Origin of the sequence: Enterobacter cancerogenus (assembly GCF_019047785.1) — a bacterium.
GTDB lineage: Bacteria > Pseudomonadota > Gammaproteobacteria > Enterobacterales > Enterobacteriaceae > Enterobacter > Enterobacter cancerogenus.
The window spans coordinates 689,260-703,100 of the sequence record NZ_CP077290.1; the positions used below are offsets into that span (position 1 = coordinate 689,260).

Annotated in this window: 13 protein-coding genes; 5 read left to right on the forward strand and 8 right to left on the reverse strand. The window is 58.6% G+C overall.

The window, feature by feature from the left end; all coding sequences use genetic code 11:
- Positions 1-24 precede the first annotated feature (24 nt).
- Genes I6L58_RS03205 through I6L58_RS03225 form a run of 5 tightly spaced genes read left to right on the forward strand, consistent with a single transcriptional unit; the run spans position 25 to position 5,669 of the window.
- Positions 25-2,013 carry a TonB-dependent hemoglobin/transferrin/lactoferrin family receptor gene (locus I6L58_RS03205; RefSeq protein WP_088207448.1) on the forward strand — a complete coding sequence of 663 codons (1,989 nt, stop codon included), beginning with the start codon at positions 25-27 and terminating at the stop codon, positions 2,011-2,013.
- 45 nt (positions 2,014-2,058) lie between these two features.
- A complete protein-coding gene (gene chuS, locus I6L58_RS03210) occupies positions 2,059-3,087 on the forward strand; it encodes a hematinate-forming heme oxygenase ChuS (protein ID WP_058608972.1) in 1,029 nt (342 codons plus the stop codon).
- Positions 3,084-3,905, forward strand: coding sequence for a heme/hemin ABC transporter substrate-binding protein (locus I6L58_RS03215; protein WP_088207449.1), 822 nt, complete (start codon positions 3,084-3,086; stop codon positions 3,903-3,905). The genes chuS and I6L58_RS03215 overlap by 4 nt, the downstream gene beginning before the upstream one ends.
- Entirely contained in the window at positions 3,905-4,897 is a 993-nt protein-coding gene (locus tag I6L58_RS03220; protein ID WP_088207450.1) for a FecCD family ABC transporter permease, read from the forward strand. The genes I6L58_RS03215 and I6L58_RS03220 overlap by 1 nt, the downstream gene beginning before the upstream one ends.
- Complete coding sequence (locus tag I6L58_RS03225; RefSeq protein ID WP_058608975.1) at positions 4,890-5,669, forward strand: heme ABC transporter ATP-binding protein; 780 nt, start codon at positions 4,890-4,892, stop codon at positions 5,667-5,669. Before I6L58_RS03220 ends, I6L58_RS03225 begins: the two co-directional genes overlap by 8 nt.
- On the opposite strand, the gene selO is transcribed toward I6L58_RS03225, so the two are convergent.
- The 8 genes from selO to pheT all read right to left on the reverse strand — a co-directional run bounded on the left by selO (position 5,666) and on the right by pheT (position 13,831).
- Positions 5,666-7,108 carry a protein adenylyltransferase SelO gene (gene selO / locus I6L58_RS03230; protein WP_088207451.1) on the reverse strand — a complete coding sequence of 481 codons (1,443 nt, stop codon included), beginning with the start codon at positions 7,106-7,108 and terminating at the stop codon, positions 5,666-5,668. The genes I6L58_RS03225 and selO overlap by 4 nt on opposite strands.
- Positions 7,109-7,172: 64 nt before the next feature.
- Positions 7,173-7,883 (reverse strand): EAL domain-containing protein, encoded by a 711-nt coding sequence (locus I6L58_RS03235; protein WP_088207452.1) that lies wholly within the window; start codon positions 7,881-7,883, stop codon positions 7,173-7,175.
- A gap of 294 nt (positions 7,884-8,177) precedes the next feature.
- Positions 8,178-8,642 (reverse strand): C40 family peptidase, encoded by a 465-nt coding sequence (locus I6L58_RS03240; RefSeq protein ID WP_088207453.1) that lies wholly within the window; start codon positions 8,640-8,642, stop codon positions 8,178-8,180.
- Positions 8,643-8,716: 74 nt separating this feature from the next.
- The gene (btuD, locus tag I6L58_RS03245) at positions 8,717-9,472 is read right to left on the reverse strand and encodes a vitamin B12 ABC transporter ATP-binding protein BtuD (RefSeq protein WP_088207454.1); all 756 of its coding nucleotides are present in this window, start codon (positions 9,470-9,472) and stop codon (positions 8,717-8,719) included.
- A complete protein-coding gene (locus I6L58_RS03250) occupies positions 9,472-10,023 on the reverse strand; it encodes a glutathione peroxidase (RefSeq protein ID WP_006174866.1) in 552 nt (183 codons plus the stop codon). The genes btuD and I6L58_RS03250 overlap by 1 nt, the downstream gene beginning before the upstream one ends.
- Positions 10,024-10,056: 33 nt before the next feature.
- Entirely contained in the window at positions 10,057-11,037 is a 981-nt protein-coding gene (gene btuC / locus I6L58_RS03255) for a vitamin B12 ABC transporter permease BtuC (protein WP_088207903.1), read from the reverse strand.
- Between the two features lie 102 nt (positions 11,038-11,139).
- Positions 11,140-11,439 carry an integration host factor subunit alpha gene (gene ihfA, locus I6L58_RS03260; RefSeq protein WP_003857805.1) on the reverse strand — a complete coding sequence of 100 codons (300 nt, stop codon included), beginning with the start codon at positions 11,437-11,439 and terminating at the stop codon, positions 11,140-11,142.
- Between the two features lie 4 nt (positions 11,440-11,443).
- Complete coding sequence (gene pheT, locus I6L58_RS03265) at positions 11,444-13,831, reverse strand: phenylalanine--tRNA ligase subunit beta (protein WP_088207455.1); 2,388 nt, start codon at positions 13,829-13,831, stop codon at positions 11,444-11,446.
- Between the last annotated feature and the right edge of the window lie 10 nt (positions 13,832-13,841).

Genomic DNA, 13,841 nt, shown 5'->3' on the forward strand with positions numbered 1-13,841 from the left:
TTCGATTCTTAATGGAGAGTTGCTATGCCACACCCGCGTTCCGCGTCTTTATGCCCTTCCCTCCTGGCACTGGCGATTGCCAGTGCACTTCCGGGCACCGCGTTTGCTGCCGCAGCAGAAGACATTACCGTTACCGCCACGGGCAACGCCCGAAGCGCCTTTGAAGCCCCGATGATGGTCAGCGTGATTGACGCCTCCGCCCCGGAAAACCAGACCGCCAGTTCGGCTGCCGACCTGCTGCGCAAAGTGCCCGGCCTGACGCTGGACGGCAGCGGGCGCACCAACGGCCAGGACGTTAACCTGCGCGGCTACGACCGCCGCGGCGTGCTGGTACTGGTAGACGGCATTCGTCAGGGGACTGACACCGGCCACCTGAACAGCACCTTCCTGGACCCGGCGCTGATTAAGCGTATCGAAGTGGTTCGCGGTCCGTCGGCCCTGCTGTACGGCAGCGGCGCGTTGGGCGGCGTGATCTCCTACGACACCGTCGATGCTAAAGACCTGCTGGAACCGGGCAAAAATAGCGGCTATCGCGTCTTTGGTACCGGTGCGACGGGCGATCACAGCCTCGGCATGGGGGCGAGCGCCTTTGGCCGCACCGATACCCTGGACGGCGTGGTCTCATGGTCCAGCCGCGACCGCGGCGACATTCGTCAGAGCGACGGCGCAACGGCCCCCAATGATGAGTCGATCAACAACATGCTGGCGAAAGGCAGCTGGAAAATAGATCCGGCCCAGACGCTGAGCGGTTCCCTGCGCTACTACAATAACGATGCGCAGGAGCCGAAAAACCCGCAAACCACCGACGCGAGCGACAGCAGTAACCCGATGACCAACCGCTCCACCATCCAGCGCGATGCCCAGCTCGGGTATAACATTGCGCCGCCGGGCAACGACTGGCTGAACGCCGATGCGAAGCTCTACTGGTCCGAAGCGCGCATCAACGCCCAGAACATCGACGGAACCGGTGAGTTCCGCAAGCAGACGACCAAAGGCGGAAAAGTCGAGAACCGTACCCGCCTGTTCAGCGACGCCTTTGCCTCTCACCTGCTGACCTATGGCGGTGAATATTACCGTCAGGAGCAGACTCCGGGCGGCGCGACCACCGGCTTCCCGGAGGCGAAAATTGACTTCAGCTCCGGCTGGCTGCAGGACGAAATCACCCTGCGCGACCTGCCCGTAACCCTGCTCGGCGGTACCCGTTACGATAACTATCGCGGCAGCAGCAACGGCTACGACGATGTGGATGCCGATAAGTGGTCCTCCCGTGCCGGGTTAACCGTCAGCCCTGCCGACTGGCTGATGCTGTTTGGCTCCTGGGCGCAGGCCTTCCGCGCGCCGACGATGGGCGAGATGTACAACGACTCCAAACATTTCTCCATCGGCAGCTTCTACACTAACTACTGGGTGCCAAACCCCAACCTGCGACCGGAAACCAACGAAACCCAGGAGGTCGGTTTTGGCCTGCGCTTTGACGATCTGATGCTCGCCAACGATGCGCTGGAGTTCAAAGCCAGCTACTTCGATACCAAAGCCAAAGACTACATCTCTACCACCGTCGATTTTGCTGCGGCCACCACCATGTCCTATAACGTACCTAACGCCAAAATCTGGGGCTGGGATGTGATGGCGAAGTACTCGGCCAACCTCTTCAACCTTGACGTGGCCTACAACCGCACGCGGGGTAAAGACACCGATACGGGCGAGTATATCTCCAGCATTAACCCGGACACCGTCACCAGCAAGCTCGACATTCCGGTGGCACAAAGCGGCTTCTCCGTGGGCTGGATCGGCACCTTTGTCGATCGCTCAACCCACATCAGCAGCAGCTATAGCAAGCAGCCGGGCTATGCGGTCAACGATTTCTACGTCAGCTATCAGGGCCAGGAACAGCTCAAAGGCGTGACCACCACGCTGGTGCTGGGCAACGCCTTCGATAAAGAATACTGGTCACCGCAGGGCATCCCGCAGGACGGCCGTAACGGCAAGATTTTTGTAAGTTATCAGTGGTAATCCCCGCCCCGGTTCACCGGAGCAAGAATCTGCAAGGAAAAGATAATGAATCACTATACACGCTGGCTTGAGCTAAAAGAACAAAACCCGGGTAAGTACGCACGTGACATCGCAGGCTTGATGAACATCAGCGAAGCGGAGCTGACCTTTGCCCGCGTGGGCCACGACGCCTGGCGGCTACGCGGTGAAATCCGCGAAATTTTAGGCGCGCTGGAAGCCGTGGGTGAAACCAAGTGTATCTGCCGCAACGAATACGCCGTGCATGAGCAGGTGGGCGCGTTTACAAACCAGCATCTCAAGGGCCACGCCGGGCTGGTGCTGAACCCGCGCGCGCTGGATCTCCGCCTGTTCCTCAATCAGTGGGCAAGCGTGTTTCACGTCAGCGAAGCCACGGCACGCGGCGAGCGCCAGAGCATTCAGTTCTTTGACCATCAGGGCGACGCCCTGCTCAAGGTGTACACCACCGACAATACCGATGTCAGCGCCTGGGGCGACGTGCTGACGCGCTTCATCATTGCCGATAACCCGCCGCTGGCGTTAAAACCGGCCGAAACACCTGCGCACGCTGAACATGCCGACGCAGACACGGTAGACAAAGAGTGGCGCGCCATGACCGACGTGCATCAGTTCTTCAGCCTGCTTAAGCGCCACAGCCTCAGCCGCCAGCAGGCGTTCCGCCTGGTGGGCGACGACCTCGCCTGTAAGGTGGACAACGGTGCGCTGGCGAAGCTGCTGGAAACCGCGCGTCAGGACGGCAATGAAATCATGGTGTTCGTGGGCAACCGCGGCTGCGTGCAGATCTTCACCGGCGTGGTAGAAAAGCTGGTGCCGATGAAAGGCTGGCTGAATATCTTCAATAAGGCCTTTACCCTGCATCTGCTGGAAGAGACCGTCGCGGAAACCTGGGTGACGCGTAAACCCACCGCAGACGGTCATGTCACCAGCCTGGAGCTGTTCGCCGCCGACGGCACGCAAATCGCCCAGCTGTACGGCCAACGCACCGAAGGTGAGCCGGAGCAGAGCCAGTGGCGCAGCCAGATTGACGCCCTGACGCCGAAAGGACTGGCCGCATGAAAAAATGGCTTGCCCTGCTTGGCATCCTGCCGTGGGTGACCTTTGCCGCCACGCCGGAGAAAATCGTCACGCTCGGCGGCGACGTCACGGAGATTGTCTACGCCCTTGACGCAGGGTCTTCGCTGGTGGCGCGCGACAGCACCAGCCGCTGGCCGCAGGCGGCGACGCGTCTGCCCGACGTGGGGTATTTGCGCCAGCTTAACGCCGAAGGCATTTTATCCGTGCGCCCGACGCTGGTTCTGGCGAGCGCGCAGGCGCAGCCTTCTCTGGCGCTCGAACAGGTTGCGCAGAGTCACGTCAGGGTCATCACCGTGCCCGCCCGGAATACGCTGGACGTCATCGACGAAAAGATCCGCGTCGTTGCCGAAGCCACTCACCGTGAGGCGCAGGGGGAAACCTTGCGCAACACGCTGCGCGCGGAACTGGCGGCGCTGCCCGCTTCACCGCTCAGCAAACGGGTGCTGTTTATCCTCAACCACGGCGGGATGACCGCCATGGCAGCCGGACAGCAGACCGGTGCGGATGCGGCTATCCGGGCGGCGGGGCTGCAGAATGCGATGCAGGGCTTCACCCGCTACCAGCCGCTCTCGCAGGAGGGCACCATCGCCAGCCAGCCCGATCTGGTGGTCATCTCCCAGGACGGCATAAAAGCGCTGGGCGGGGAAGAGAATCTCTGGAAGTTGCCGGGTCTGGCACAGACCCCGGCGGGACGCGGCAGGCAGGTGCTGGCCATTGATGATATGGCGCTGCTGGGCTTTAGCATGCGCACGCCACAGGCCATCCAGCAGTTGCGCGCCAAAGCGGAGCAATTGCCCTGATGACCCGCCGGACAACCCTGTCGCTGTGGGGAATGGCCCTCTTTCTCGCCGTGATGACCCTCATGGCAACTGGCTTTGGCGCGTTGCGTCTGCCGGTAAGCCTGCTGTGGAACAGCAGCGATGAGGCGCTGCGTCAGATCTGGCTGACCATTCGACTGCCGCGCGTGCTGCTGGCCCTGACGATCGGCGGCTCTCTGGCGCTGGCGGGCTGCGTGATGCAGGGGCTGTTTCGTAACCCGCTGGCGGACCCCGGCCTGCTCGGGATCAGCAACGGCGCGGCGCTGGCCGTTGCCCTGTGGGTGGTCATCCCGCTTTCGCTGCCCGCGCTGGTCATGCTGTATGCCCCCATGCTGGCGGCCTTTCTTGGCGCGCTGGCGGCGACAGTGGTGATCTTTGTGCTCAGCCAGCAGCGTGACAGTTCGCTGTCGCGCCTGCTGCTGGTGGGAATTGCGATAAATGCCTTATGCGGTGCCGTGGTGGGCGTCCTCTCATGGCTTAGCAACGACGCGCAGCTTCGCCAGCTGTCACTCTGGGGTATGGGCAGCCTCGGTCAGGCACAGTGGTCAACGCTGCTGGCCGTGACCTCGCTGATGGTGCCGACGGTGCTGATTATCTGGCGTCTCGCCAGCGCGCTCAACCTCCTCCAGTTGGGTGAGGAAGAGGCGCACTATCTGGGGGTGGATGTCGTGGTGGTGCAGCGGATTTTACTTCTGTGCAGCGCGCTGCTGGTGGCTGCGGCCGTTGCCGTCAGCGGCGTTATTGGCTTTGTCGGGCTGGTCGTCCCGCACCTGATGCGCATGTGGCTGGGCGCGGATCATCGGGCGACCCTTCCCGGCTCGGTGCTGGCAGGCGCGCTGTTGCTGCTGGTGGCGGATACGGTGGCACGCACGCTGGTCGCGCCCGCAGAAATGCCGGTCGGGTTGCTGACCAGCCTTATCGGTGCCCCCTGGTTCCTGTGGCTCATCTTTCGTCGGGGAGGCCGACATGGCTGAACGGTATTGCGCTGAAAATGTGTGCTGTACGCTCGCGGGGCGCACGCTTATTAAAGACGTTTCGCTCACGCTGTCAAAGGGCGAACTGGTGGCACTGATTGGCCCGAATGGCGCGGGGAAATCCACGTTACTGCGGCTGCTAACGGGTTACCTGAAACCCGTCAGTGGCAGCTGTTTTCTGGCGGGAAAAGCGTTGAGCGAATGGGCACCGGACACCTTGTCGCGCTATCGCGCGGTGATGCGCCAGCATACTCAGCTCGGCTTCGACTGGCCCGTTGAGGCCGTTATCGGGATGGGACGCGCGCCGTGGAGTCGCCAGCCGGAACCGGCAATTATTCATCAGGTGATGGCGCTGACCGGTTGTCTGCCGCTGGCCGGAAGACAGTACAACGCTCTCTCCGGCGGCGAGCAGCAGCGCGTCCAGCTTGCGCGTGCGCTGGCGCAACTCTGGCAAGACGGTGCGCCTCGCGGCTGGCTTTTTCTCGATGAACCGACCTCGGCGCTCGATCTCTACCACCAGCAGCATCTACTCAGGCTGCTGAAGTCGCTGACCGACAAGGGCCATCTCCACGTTTGCGTGGTGCTGCACGATCTCAATCTGGCGGCACTCTGGGCGGACAGGATTTTGCTTTTGCACAACGGGCACATTGTGGCCAACGGCACGCCGGAGCAGGTGCTGCAGGCCGATGCGCTGGCCCACTGGTATGGCGCGCAGGTTCACGTCGGCCAGCACCCGGCTCACGCCGCGCCGCAGGTTTTTCTTGCCCCTTAGCTTGAGCAGCTCACTTCCAGCCGCTTGCCCCAGTCCGGCGGGCGGCTGACGTAATCATCCTCCCTGTCGGCAAACGGCGTGCGTAGCGCAGCATGCAAGCGGTGCAGTTCATCATACTGCCCCTGCTCTGCCTGCTCAATCGCCCGCTGAGCCAGCCAGTTGCGCAGCACCATCGCCGGGTTTACCGCGTTCATCTTTTCCTGACGGGTGACGTCATCAATCTGCTCACGCTGCAGGCGCGTGCGGTAAGCGGTGAACCAGTCATCAAAGGCCTGTCGGTCAATGAACTCATCGCGTAGCGGTGAGGCGGCGCTCTGCTGCTCGGTCTGGCCCAGCATTCTGAAGGTGCGGGTGTAGTCGCTCCCCTCGCGGGCCATCAGGGAGAACAGGGTATTGAGAAGCGCGTTATCCCCTTTCTCCTGCGTCAGCAGCCCCAGCTTGCTGCGCATCAGGGAACCATACTCCCGCAGCAGTACTTCCTGGTAACTATCGAGCGCATCGTTCAGGCCTTCCACGTCGATAAATGGCGACAGCGACTGCGCCAGACGCTGGAGATTCCACAACCCGACGGCAGGCTGATTATCAAAGCTGTAGCGCCCCTGGTAATCCGAATGGTTACAGATATAGCCCGGCTGATAATCATCGAGGAAACCAAAAGGCCCATAATCAAAGGTCAGCCCCAGCAGGGACATATTGTCGGTGTTCATTACGCCATGCGCGAAACCGACGGTCTGCCAGCGCGCAATCATCGACGCGGTGCGGGCGACAATATCGCGGAACCATAAAAGGTATTTGTCCGCCTCGTCCTGCAGATGCGGCCAGTGGTGGCGAAGGGCGAAATCGGCAAGCTGGCGAACCTTTTCCGGCTCGCGGCGATAGTAGAAATGTTCGAAATGGCCGAAACGCAGATGGCTTTGGGCAACGCGGATGAGCATCGCCCCCTGCTCAATCGTTTCTCGTGAAACGGGCGTATCGCTGGTGACAATCGACAGCGCGCGCGATGTCGGAATACCCAGGGCATGCATCGCTTCTGAGGCCAGGCTTTCGCGAATAGTTGAACGCAGTACGGCGCGCCCATCGCCCATACGCGAATAAGGCGTCAGGCCAGCCCCTTTGAGGTGCCAGTCTACGGTTTCGCCGTTGGGGAGCTGTTGTTCACCGAGCAGGATCCCACGGCCATCGCCGAGTTGCCCTGCCCAGACGCCAAACTGATGTCCACTATAGACTTGCGCAAGCGGTCGCATACCCGGCAAAAGCGTTTCGCCGCCCCACACGCCTGCCCCTTCGGACGGCTGGAATAATGCCGGGGGGATCGCAAGCGAATCCGCCAGCGTCTCGTTATGCCAGATCAGACGGGCGTTATCTAACGGAGTGGGATTGAGAGCGGTATAGAAGCCGGGCAATTCATCGTGCCAGTGTGCGGTAAAAGACAGGGTCATAGGTCCTCCTGCTTTTAGTGTAGAGGTTTTACCGGGAATTAAACACGGGCGAAGAAAAGGGTTATCACTGAACGAGCGTCGTGACGTGCTCTGCCGTTACGGCTGGCCACAGGCTGCCCTGCATGGCACCGAAATTAAATGAAAGAACGCGTTGTAACAGACCGTGATCGTCAATTCCGGCAACCATTACCGACTGGCAGTGCGGCGTTATTTGCCAGAGGATCGCGCGCATAAATGGCTCGAAGGAGAGTTCAAACGCACGCTGCTGAATAAAGCCTTTATCAAGGGTGACCCGTTTAAACAATCCATCGTAAATCGCTTTGAGGGTGGCTGCTCCCGCGCCGAAGTTCGACAGCACCAGCGGGAAACGAATCGCCATTCTCGCCAGATTGAGATTGTCCTTTCCGTTATTTAAACCGGGATAGTTCTCATTAACGGTAAACTCCAGAAACGGGTAGCGCTCAAGTAATGAAACACTGTTTCCGTCAGTTAATAAAAACTCAACAATTGCAGGTGTAATATTGATCCATGCAATTAACTGATGCTGAATAAAAAACAGTTTACAGGTATCGAGCAATTGCAGTTTTTCATGAAAAAGCGCCAGTTCATCGGCCACCGAAAGGCGCGGGATAACCAGTTCAGTAGGGATACGCACGTCTGAGCCCACGTCAACGAAGTTAACCAACACCTCTAAACCTTTAAGTTCCCCTGCACTATTCCGGGCAGGCAAAAGTAAAAGTTCAGACTGGTAGGCATTATCTAGCGTGATTATCATTGCGCTCGCCCCGCGTTAAAGATGAAAGAGGACATCCTGGAGCAATTGCCGACACAATTCCACTGTATTGATTTTAATAAGTTTAATTTCATTCGATCCGTATTAATTTTCAGATTTATCCCTGAATCTTAAATAATCTTATCCTGGTTGTTGGTTAATAGCCAGTTTTAGATAAAACAGACACATACAGACATAATTCATGTGGGGTAAATTTAACTTTAATCATCTTTTTTTCAGAAAAAACGGCATGGCTTATTAGTTACCATGCCGTCTTAACATCGTTGCCTGGCGTGACTAAATACGCCGCGCCTGCCAAAAGTTTTTACGCCAGTAAACATTATCCAGCGAGGAGCGCATTACGCCGCGGCTGGTCGAGGCGTGAATAAACTGGTTATCGGTGTCATAGATGCCAACGTGGAGTCCACTCTCCCCCGATCCGGTTTTGAAAAAGACCAGATCGCCCGGAAGCAGATCGTCTTTATCAATTTCCGTTCCTATTTCAGCCTGCTTGCGCGTTTCGCGCGGCAGCCGCAAATCAAACTTATCGCGAAACGTCATCAGCACAAACCCCGAGCAATCCACCCCGCCCCGGCTCATGCCGCCGTAACGATACGGCGTACCACGCCAGTTGCTTAGCTGGTCGTTCAGGCTTGCAATCACCGTGATGGAATCCGAAAGCCGCGGATTCGGCGGAGGCGCACGGTGGCTGCTGCATCCCGCAAGAATTAACGTCGCCACAAGGAGAAACCACACTCGCATTTTCAGACGATTCCTCTGCTTTTATTATTGTTTCCGTAATTTAGCGTGCAATCGCGCCGCGACGCAAGAAACGCTTACGCCTGCGCGGTCGAAATGAGCATCTTATGCCCTTCGATATCCAGGCGTCGAAACGACATATTATAGGCTTTTGCCAGGTTTGGCGGCGTTAACACGCTGTCACGAGCGCCGCAGGCGATGGTTTTGCCCTGCGATAATAACCACACCCGATGCGCATGACGCAGGGTATGGTTCAGATCATGGCTGCTCATCACGATGGCGATACCTTGACGGGAGAGCGCGCTGAGCAAGCTGTCCAGCGCAGACTGCTGGGCCACATCCAGGCCGCTCATCGGCTCATCCAGAAGCAGCAGACGCCCGTGCGGGTTCCCTTCGGGATGGGTCTGCACGATCACCGCGGCCAGGCGTACCCGCTGCCACTCTCCGCCCGAGAGCTGGCTGGCGTGGCGGCTGAGTTTATCCTCTAACCCAAGCGCCGCGGCGACAGACTCGATCAGCGCCGCGTGCTGTTTATCATGCAGATGCAGCATCAGATAGTGCCAGACGGGCATCGCAAACGGCGGCACCTGCTGCTGAACCAGATAGCTCCGCCGGTGCGCCAGCGCAGCCGGCGACCATTCAGATAGCGTACGGTCCAGCAGCGAGAGCGTCCCGCTGCCCGAGGTCAGCCCCGCCATCCGCGCCAGCAACGTGCTTTTGCCCGCGCCATTCGGCCCGACAAGATGCAGGATTTCGCCTGCATTGACGGACGCGGTAATGGGCGCCAGGCGTCCCTTCTCGGCGACGTCTGTGAGCTGCATCAGCACGGTCATTATTTTGCCAGCGCCAGCTTAATTGACTCCATGACGATCGGATCTTCAGGGGTCATATCCGGTGAAAAGCGCTGGACAACCTGCCCGTCACGCCCTACCAGGAACTTCTCAAAGTTCCACAGAATGTCATCCGGATACAGCGGCGCACGCCCTTTGCTGGCCATGCGTTCGTAGAAACCACTCTCTTCAGGGGCGACTGCCGTCGGCGCAGCGGCAATCAGCCTGGCGTACAGCGGATGACGATTTTCGCCATTTACGTCAATCTTGCTGAACATCGGGAAGGTCACACCGTAGGTGGTGCTGCAAAACGTTTTGATCTCTTCTTCGCTACCCGGCTCCTGGCCCAGGAACTGGTTACACGGGAAGCCCAGCACGACAAAGCCGTCTTTCTCCCAGGCTTTCTGAATGTTCTCCAGCTGCTCGTACTGCGGGGTGAGGCCGCATTTCGACGCCACATTGACCAGCAGCAAAACCTTGCCTTTATAGCGTTCCAGCGTGGTTTTCTCGCCATCAATGGTGGTCACTTCGGTGTTCAGAATATCAGACTGCATAGCATTCCCTCAGGTTGTCTTACGGGTAGTGTTTTAACGTCCGGCTTTTAATAGTAGCCAGATAAAGACCGGCGCGCCCAGCGTTGCGGTGACGACACCAATCGGCAGTTCGGCTGCCGTCAGGGCAAGCCGGGCGATGATATCGGCCACCAGCAGCGTGGTCGCCCCGGCAAGGGCCGAGGCAGGAAGCAGCGTTCGATGGTCCGTTATGCCGCACAGACGCAGCATGTGCGGGATAACCAGCCCGATAAAACCAATTGCCCCGGCCAGCGCGACGCTCACGCCCACCATCCAGCCAATAGCCACCACCAGCACGTTGCGCCAGAGTCCAAGCGACATCCCAAGCTGGCGGGCTGAGGTTTCGCCCAGCGCCAGCATATTCAGCGGCTGCGACTGGACGCACGCCCACAGCATGACCGGGATAAGCAGGAGCATCAACCAGCCCTGACGCCAGTCAACGCCGCCGAAACCGCCCATCATCCAGTACATCAGCTGGCGTAAATCAAAGGAGGTGGAAAAGTAGACCGCCCAGGTCATCAGCGCGCTACAGATGATCCCCAGCGCGACCCCGGCAAGCAGTAATCGGCTGGTCGAAAGGTGCCGCCGCGCGAAGCGCAGCAGAATGACGGTGATCAGCAAGGCACCGAAAATGGCGCTCAGGCTAATTCCCCAGCCAGAGAGTTCGCCCCCACCGAGCATGACGGCTGCAATCAGCCCCACGCCCGCGCCATTAGAGACGCCCAAAAGCCCCGGCTCAGCTAACGGGTTTTCAAACAGCGCCTGCATCATAGTGCCGCACAACGCCAGCGCGCCGCCGACGAGGATCACCGCCAGCGTTCGCGGCAGGCGGATTTGCCAGACGAAGAGTTGCCCGTCTGGGCTAAACCAGCTTTGCGGGGCCAGCCAGCGGTCTCCTGCGCACAGGCTGACGACCGTAGCGGCAGTCAGCAGCAGCACCAGCAGAAACAGACGGCGGATATCGGAGCGGTGCTGTTGGCGGGCGAAATCAAGCATAGGCATGTGTTATCAATGTGTAATGATATTGATTTTACGGCGGATTTAATCAATTGCACAAAGAAAAAAGGCCGCAGAAGCGGCCTTTTTAGTTAGTTCATATTACTCTGCTTTGGGCGTTGCGTTTTCGACACGGCTTTTTAACTTCTGTCCGGGTCTGAAGGTCACCACGCGGCGGGCTGTAATGGGAATATCTTCCCCCGTCTTCGGGTTTCGGCCCGGACGTTGGTTTTTGTCTCGCAAATCAAAATTGCCAAAGCCGGAGAGTTTTACCTGCTCACCATTTTCCAGAGCACGACGGATCTCTTCGAAAAACAGCTCTACCAGCTCTTTAGCATCCCGTTTGCTAAGCCCAAGCTTATCAAACAGATATTCTGACATTTCAGCTTTTGTAAGCGCCATAGGTTCAATCCCTCAATGATGCCTGGAATCGCTCTTTTAATGCCTCTACACATTTGGCGACGGTAGCGGCAATCTCCTCTTCTTCGAGTGTACGGCTGGTATCCTGAAGGATAAGGCTAATAGCGAGGCTCTTGAAACCTTCTGCTACGCCCTTGCCGCGGTACACGTCAAATAAGTTTACGCCAACTACCTGATTTACGCCAACTTTCTTACATTCGGCCAAAATATCTGCTGCGGGAACGTTTTCCGCGACCACAACAGCGATGTCACGGCGGTTCGCCGGGAAGCGAGAAATGTCCTGCGCCTGAGGAATCACGCGGTCTGCGACCGGGTTCCACTCCAGCTCGAACACGATAGTACGGCCATTGAGGTCGAATTTACGTTCCAGCTCAGGATGCACAACGCCAATGAAACCAACGCGTTTGCCGTCTAAATAAATCGCTGCACTCTGGCCCGGATGCAGGGCGGGAATGGCTTCAGCGCGGAATTCAATTTCGGATAATTTACCGGTCAGATCGAGAATTGCTTCCAGATCGCCCTTCATATCGTAGAAATCAACCGTGCCTTTTGCCAGGTCCCAGTGCTCTTCAACACGGTTACCGGTGATGGCACCTGCCAGCATGAGATCCTGACGGATGCCTAAATTTGCCTGCGTATCCGGCACAAAGCGCAAGCCGCTTTCGAAAATGCGCACGCGGTTTTGCTGGCGATTCTGGTTGTACACGATGGTGCCAAGCAGACCGGTCCACAGCGACAGGCGCATCGCCGACATCTCGCTGGAGATTGGGCTTGGCAGGATCAGTGCTTCCTGACCCGGGTGGATCAGTTGCTGCAGCTTAGGATCGACGAAGCTGTAGGTGATCACTTCCTGATAGCCTTTGTCGTTCAGCATGGTTTTCACACGCTTCAGGGACAGGTCGGCTTCACGGTGGCTTCCCATAACCAGGCCAGCCTGCACCGGCTCGTCAGGGATGTTGTTGTAGCCGTAAACGCGGGCCACTTCTTCCACCAGGTCTTCTTCAATTTCCATGTCGAAACGCCAGGATGGCGCAACGGCGTGCCACTCGTCCTGTCCTTCGGTGACGTCGCAGCCCAGACGGCGCAGAATATCGCTCACCTGCGCATCGGCAACGTGGTGGCCAATCAGACGATCCAGCTTGCTGCGACGCAGCGTGATGGTGGCACGCTTCGGCAGCGTTGCGTCGTTGGTTACGTCGATAACCGGGCCTGCTTCACCGCCGCAGATGTCGATCAGCAGGCGTGTAGCACGCTCCATCGCTTTATACTGCAGCGCAGGATCCACGCCGCGCTCATAGCGGTGAGACGCATCGGTATGCAGGCCGTGACGGCGCGCGCGGCCGGTGATGGACAGCGGGCTGAAGAACGCACACTCCAGCAGCACGTTCTGCGTTTCATCATTCACACCGGAGTGTTCGCCGCCGAAGATACCGCCCATGGCCAACGCTTTGTTGTGGTCAGCAATAACCAGCGTATCCGCGTTCAGCTTCGCTTCGCTACCGTCCAGCAGAACCAGGGTTTCGCCCTCTTTCGCCATACGCACCACGATGCCGCCTTCGATACGATCTTTATCGAACGCGTGCATTGGCTGGCCCAGTTCCAGCAGAACGTAGTTGGTCACGTCAACCACCGCGTCGATGGAACGAATACCGCAGCGGCGCAGTTTTTCTTTCATCCACAGCGGGGTTGCGGCTTTAACGTTGATGCATTTTACCACACGGCCCAGGTAGCGCGGGCACGCATCAGCGGCCTCCACCTGAATGGGCAGCGTATCACTGATGGTGGCTTCCACCGGCACGATCTCCGGTGCGTTCAGCTCGGTCTGATTGAGCACGGCAACGTCGCGCGCCACGCCGATGATGCCCAGGCAGTCAGCACGGTTCGGCGTTACGCTGATTTCGATGGTGTTGTCATCGAGTTTCAGGTATTCACGAATATCGGTACCAATTGGTGCATCCAGCGGCAGCTCGATGATGCCGTTATGATCGTCGGAAATACCCAGCTCGGAGAACGAGCAGAGCATGCCTTCAGACGGTTCACCGCGCAGCTTCGCGGCTTTAATTTTGAAATCACCCGGCAGCACGGCACCCACAGTCGCCACGGCCACTTTCAGACCCTGACGGCAGTTCGGCGCACCGCAGACGATGTCCAGCAGGCGATCGCCGCCCACGTTCACTTTTGTCACGCGCAGCTTGTCGGCGTTAGGGTGCTGACCGCACTCCATCACTTCACCGACCACCACGCCGGTGAACGCGCCGGAGACCGGCTCTACGCCGTCCACTTCCAGGCCTGCCATAGTGATTTGGTTAGAAAGCGCTTCGCTATCAAGCGTGGTGTTCACCCATTCGCGTAACCACAGTTCACTGAATTTCATTGTTCTGTCC

Bases quoted from the DNA above. Each gene is read 5' to 3' on its own strand.
- I6L58_RS03205 (WP_088207448.1), top strand. From the start codon at position 25: ATGCCACACCCGCGTTCCGCGTCTTTATGCCCTTCCCTCCTGGCACTG.
- chuS (WP_058608972.1), top strand. From the start codon at position 2,059: ATGAATCACTATACACGCTGGCTTGAGCTAAAAGAACAAAACCCGGGT.
- I6L58_RS03215 (WP_088207449.1), top strand. From the start codon at position 3,084: ATGAAAAAATGGCTTGCCCTGCTTGGCATCCTGCCGTGGGTGACCTTT.
- I6L58_RS03220 (WP_088207450.1), top strand. From the start codon at position 3,905: ATGACCCGCCGGACAACCCTGTCGCTGTGGGGAATGGCCCTCTTTCTC.
- I6L58_RS03225 (WP_058608975.1), top strand. From the start codon at position 4,890: ATGGCTGAACGGTATTGCGCTGAAAATGTGTGCTGTACGCTCGCGGGG.
- selO (WP_088207451.1), bottom strand. From the start codon at position 7,108: ATGACCCTGTCTTTTACCGCACACTGGCACGATGAATTGCCCGGCTTC.
- I6L58_RS03235 (WP_088207452.1), bottom strand. From the start codon at position 7,883: ATGATAATCACGCTAGATAATGCCTACCAGTCTGAACTTTTACTTTTG.
- I6L58_RS03240 (WP_088207453.1), bottom strand. From the start codon at position 8,642: ATGCGAGTGTGGTTTCTCCTTGTGGCGACGTTAATTCTTGCGGGATGC.
- btuD (WP_088207454.1), bottom strand. From the start codon at position 9,472: ATGACCGTGCTGATGCAGCTCACAGACGTCGCCGAGAAGGGACGCCTG.
- I6L58_RS03250 (WP_006174866.1), bottom strand. From the start codon at position 10,023: ATGCAGTCTGATATTCTGAACACCGAAGTGACCACCATTGATGGCGAG.
- btuC (WP_088207903.1), bottom strand. From the start codon at position 11,037: ATGCTTGATTTCGCCCGCCAACAGCACCGCTCCGATATCCGCCGTCTG.
- ihfA (WP_003857805.1), bottom strand. From the start codon at position 11,439: ATGGCGCTTACAAAAGCTGAAATGTCAGAATATCTGTTTGATAAGCTT.
- pheT (WP_088207455.1), bottom strand. From the start codon at position 13,831: ATGAAATTCAGTGAACTGTGGTTACGCGAATGGGTGAACACCACGCTT.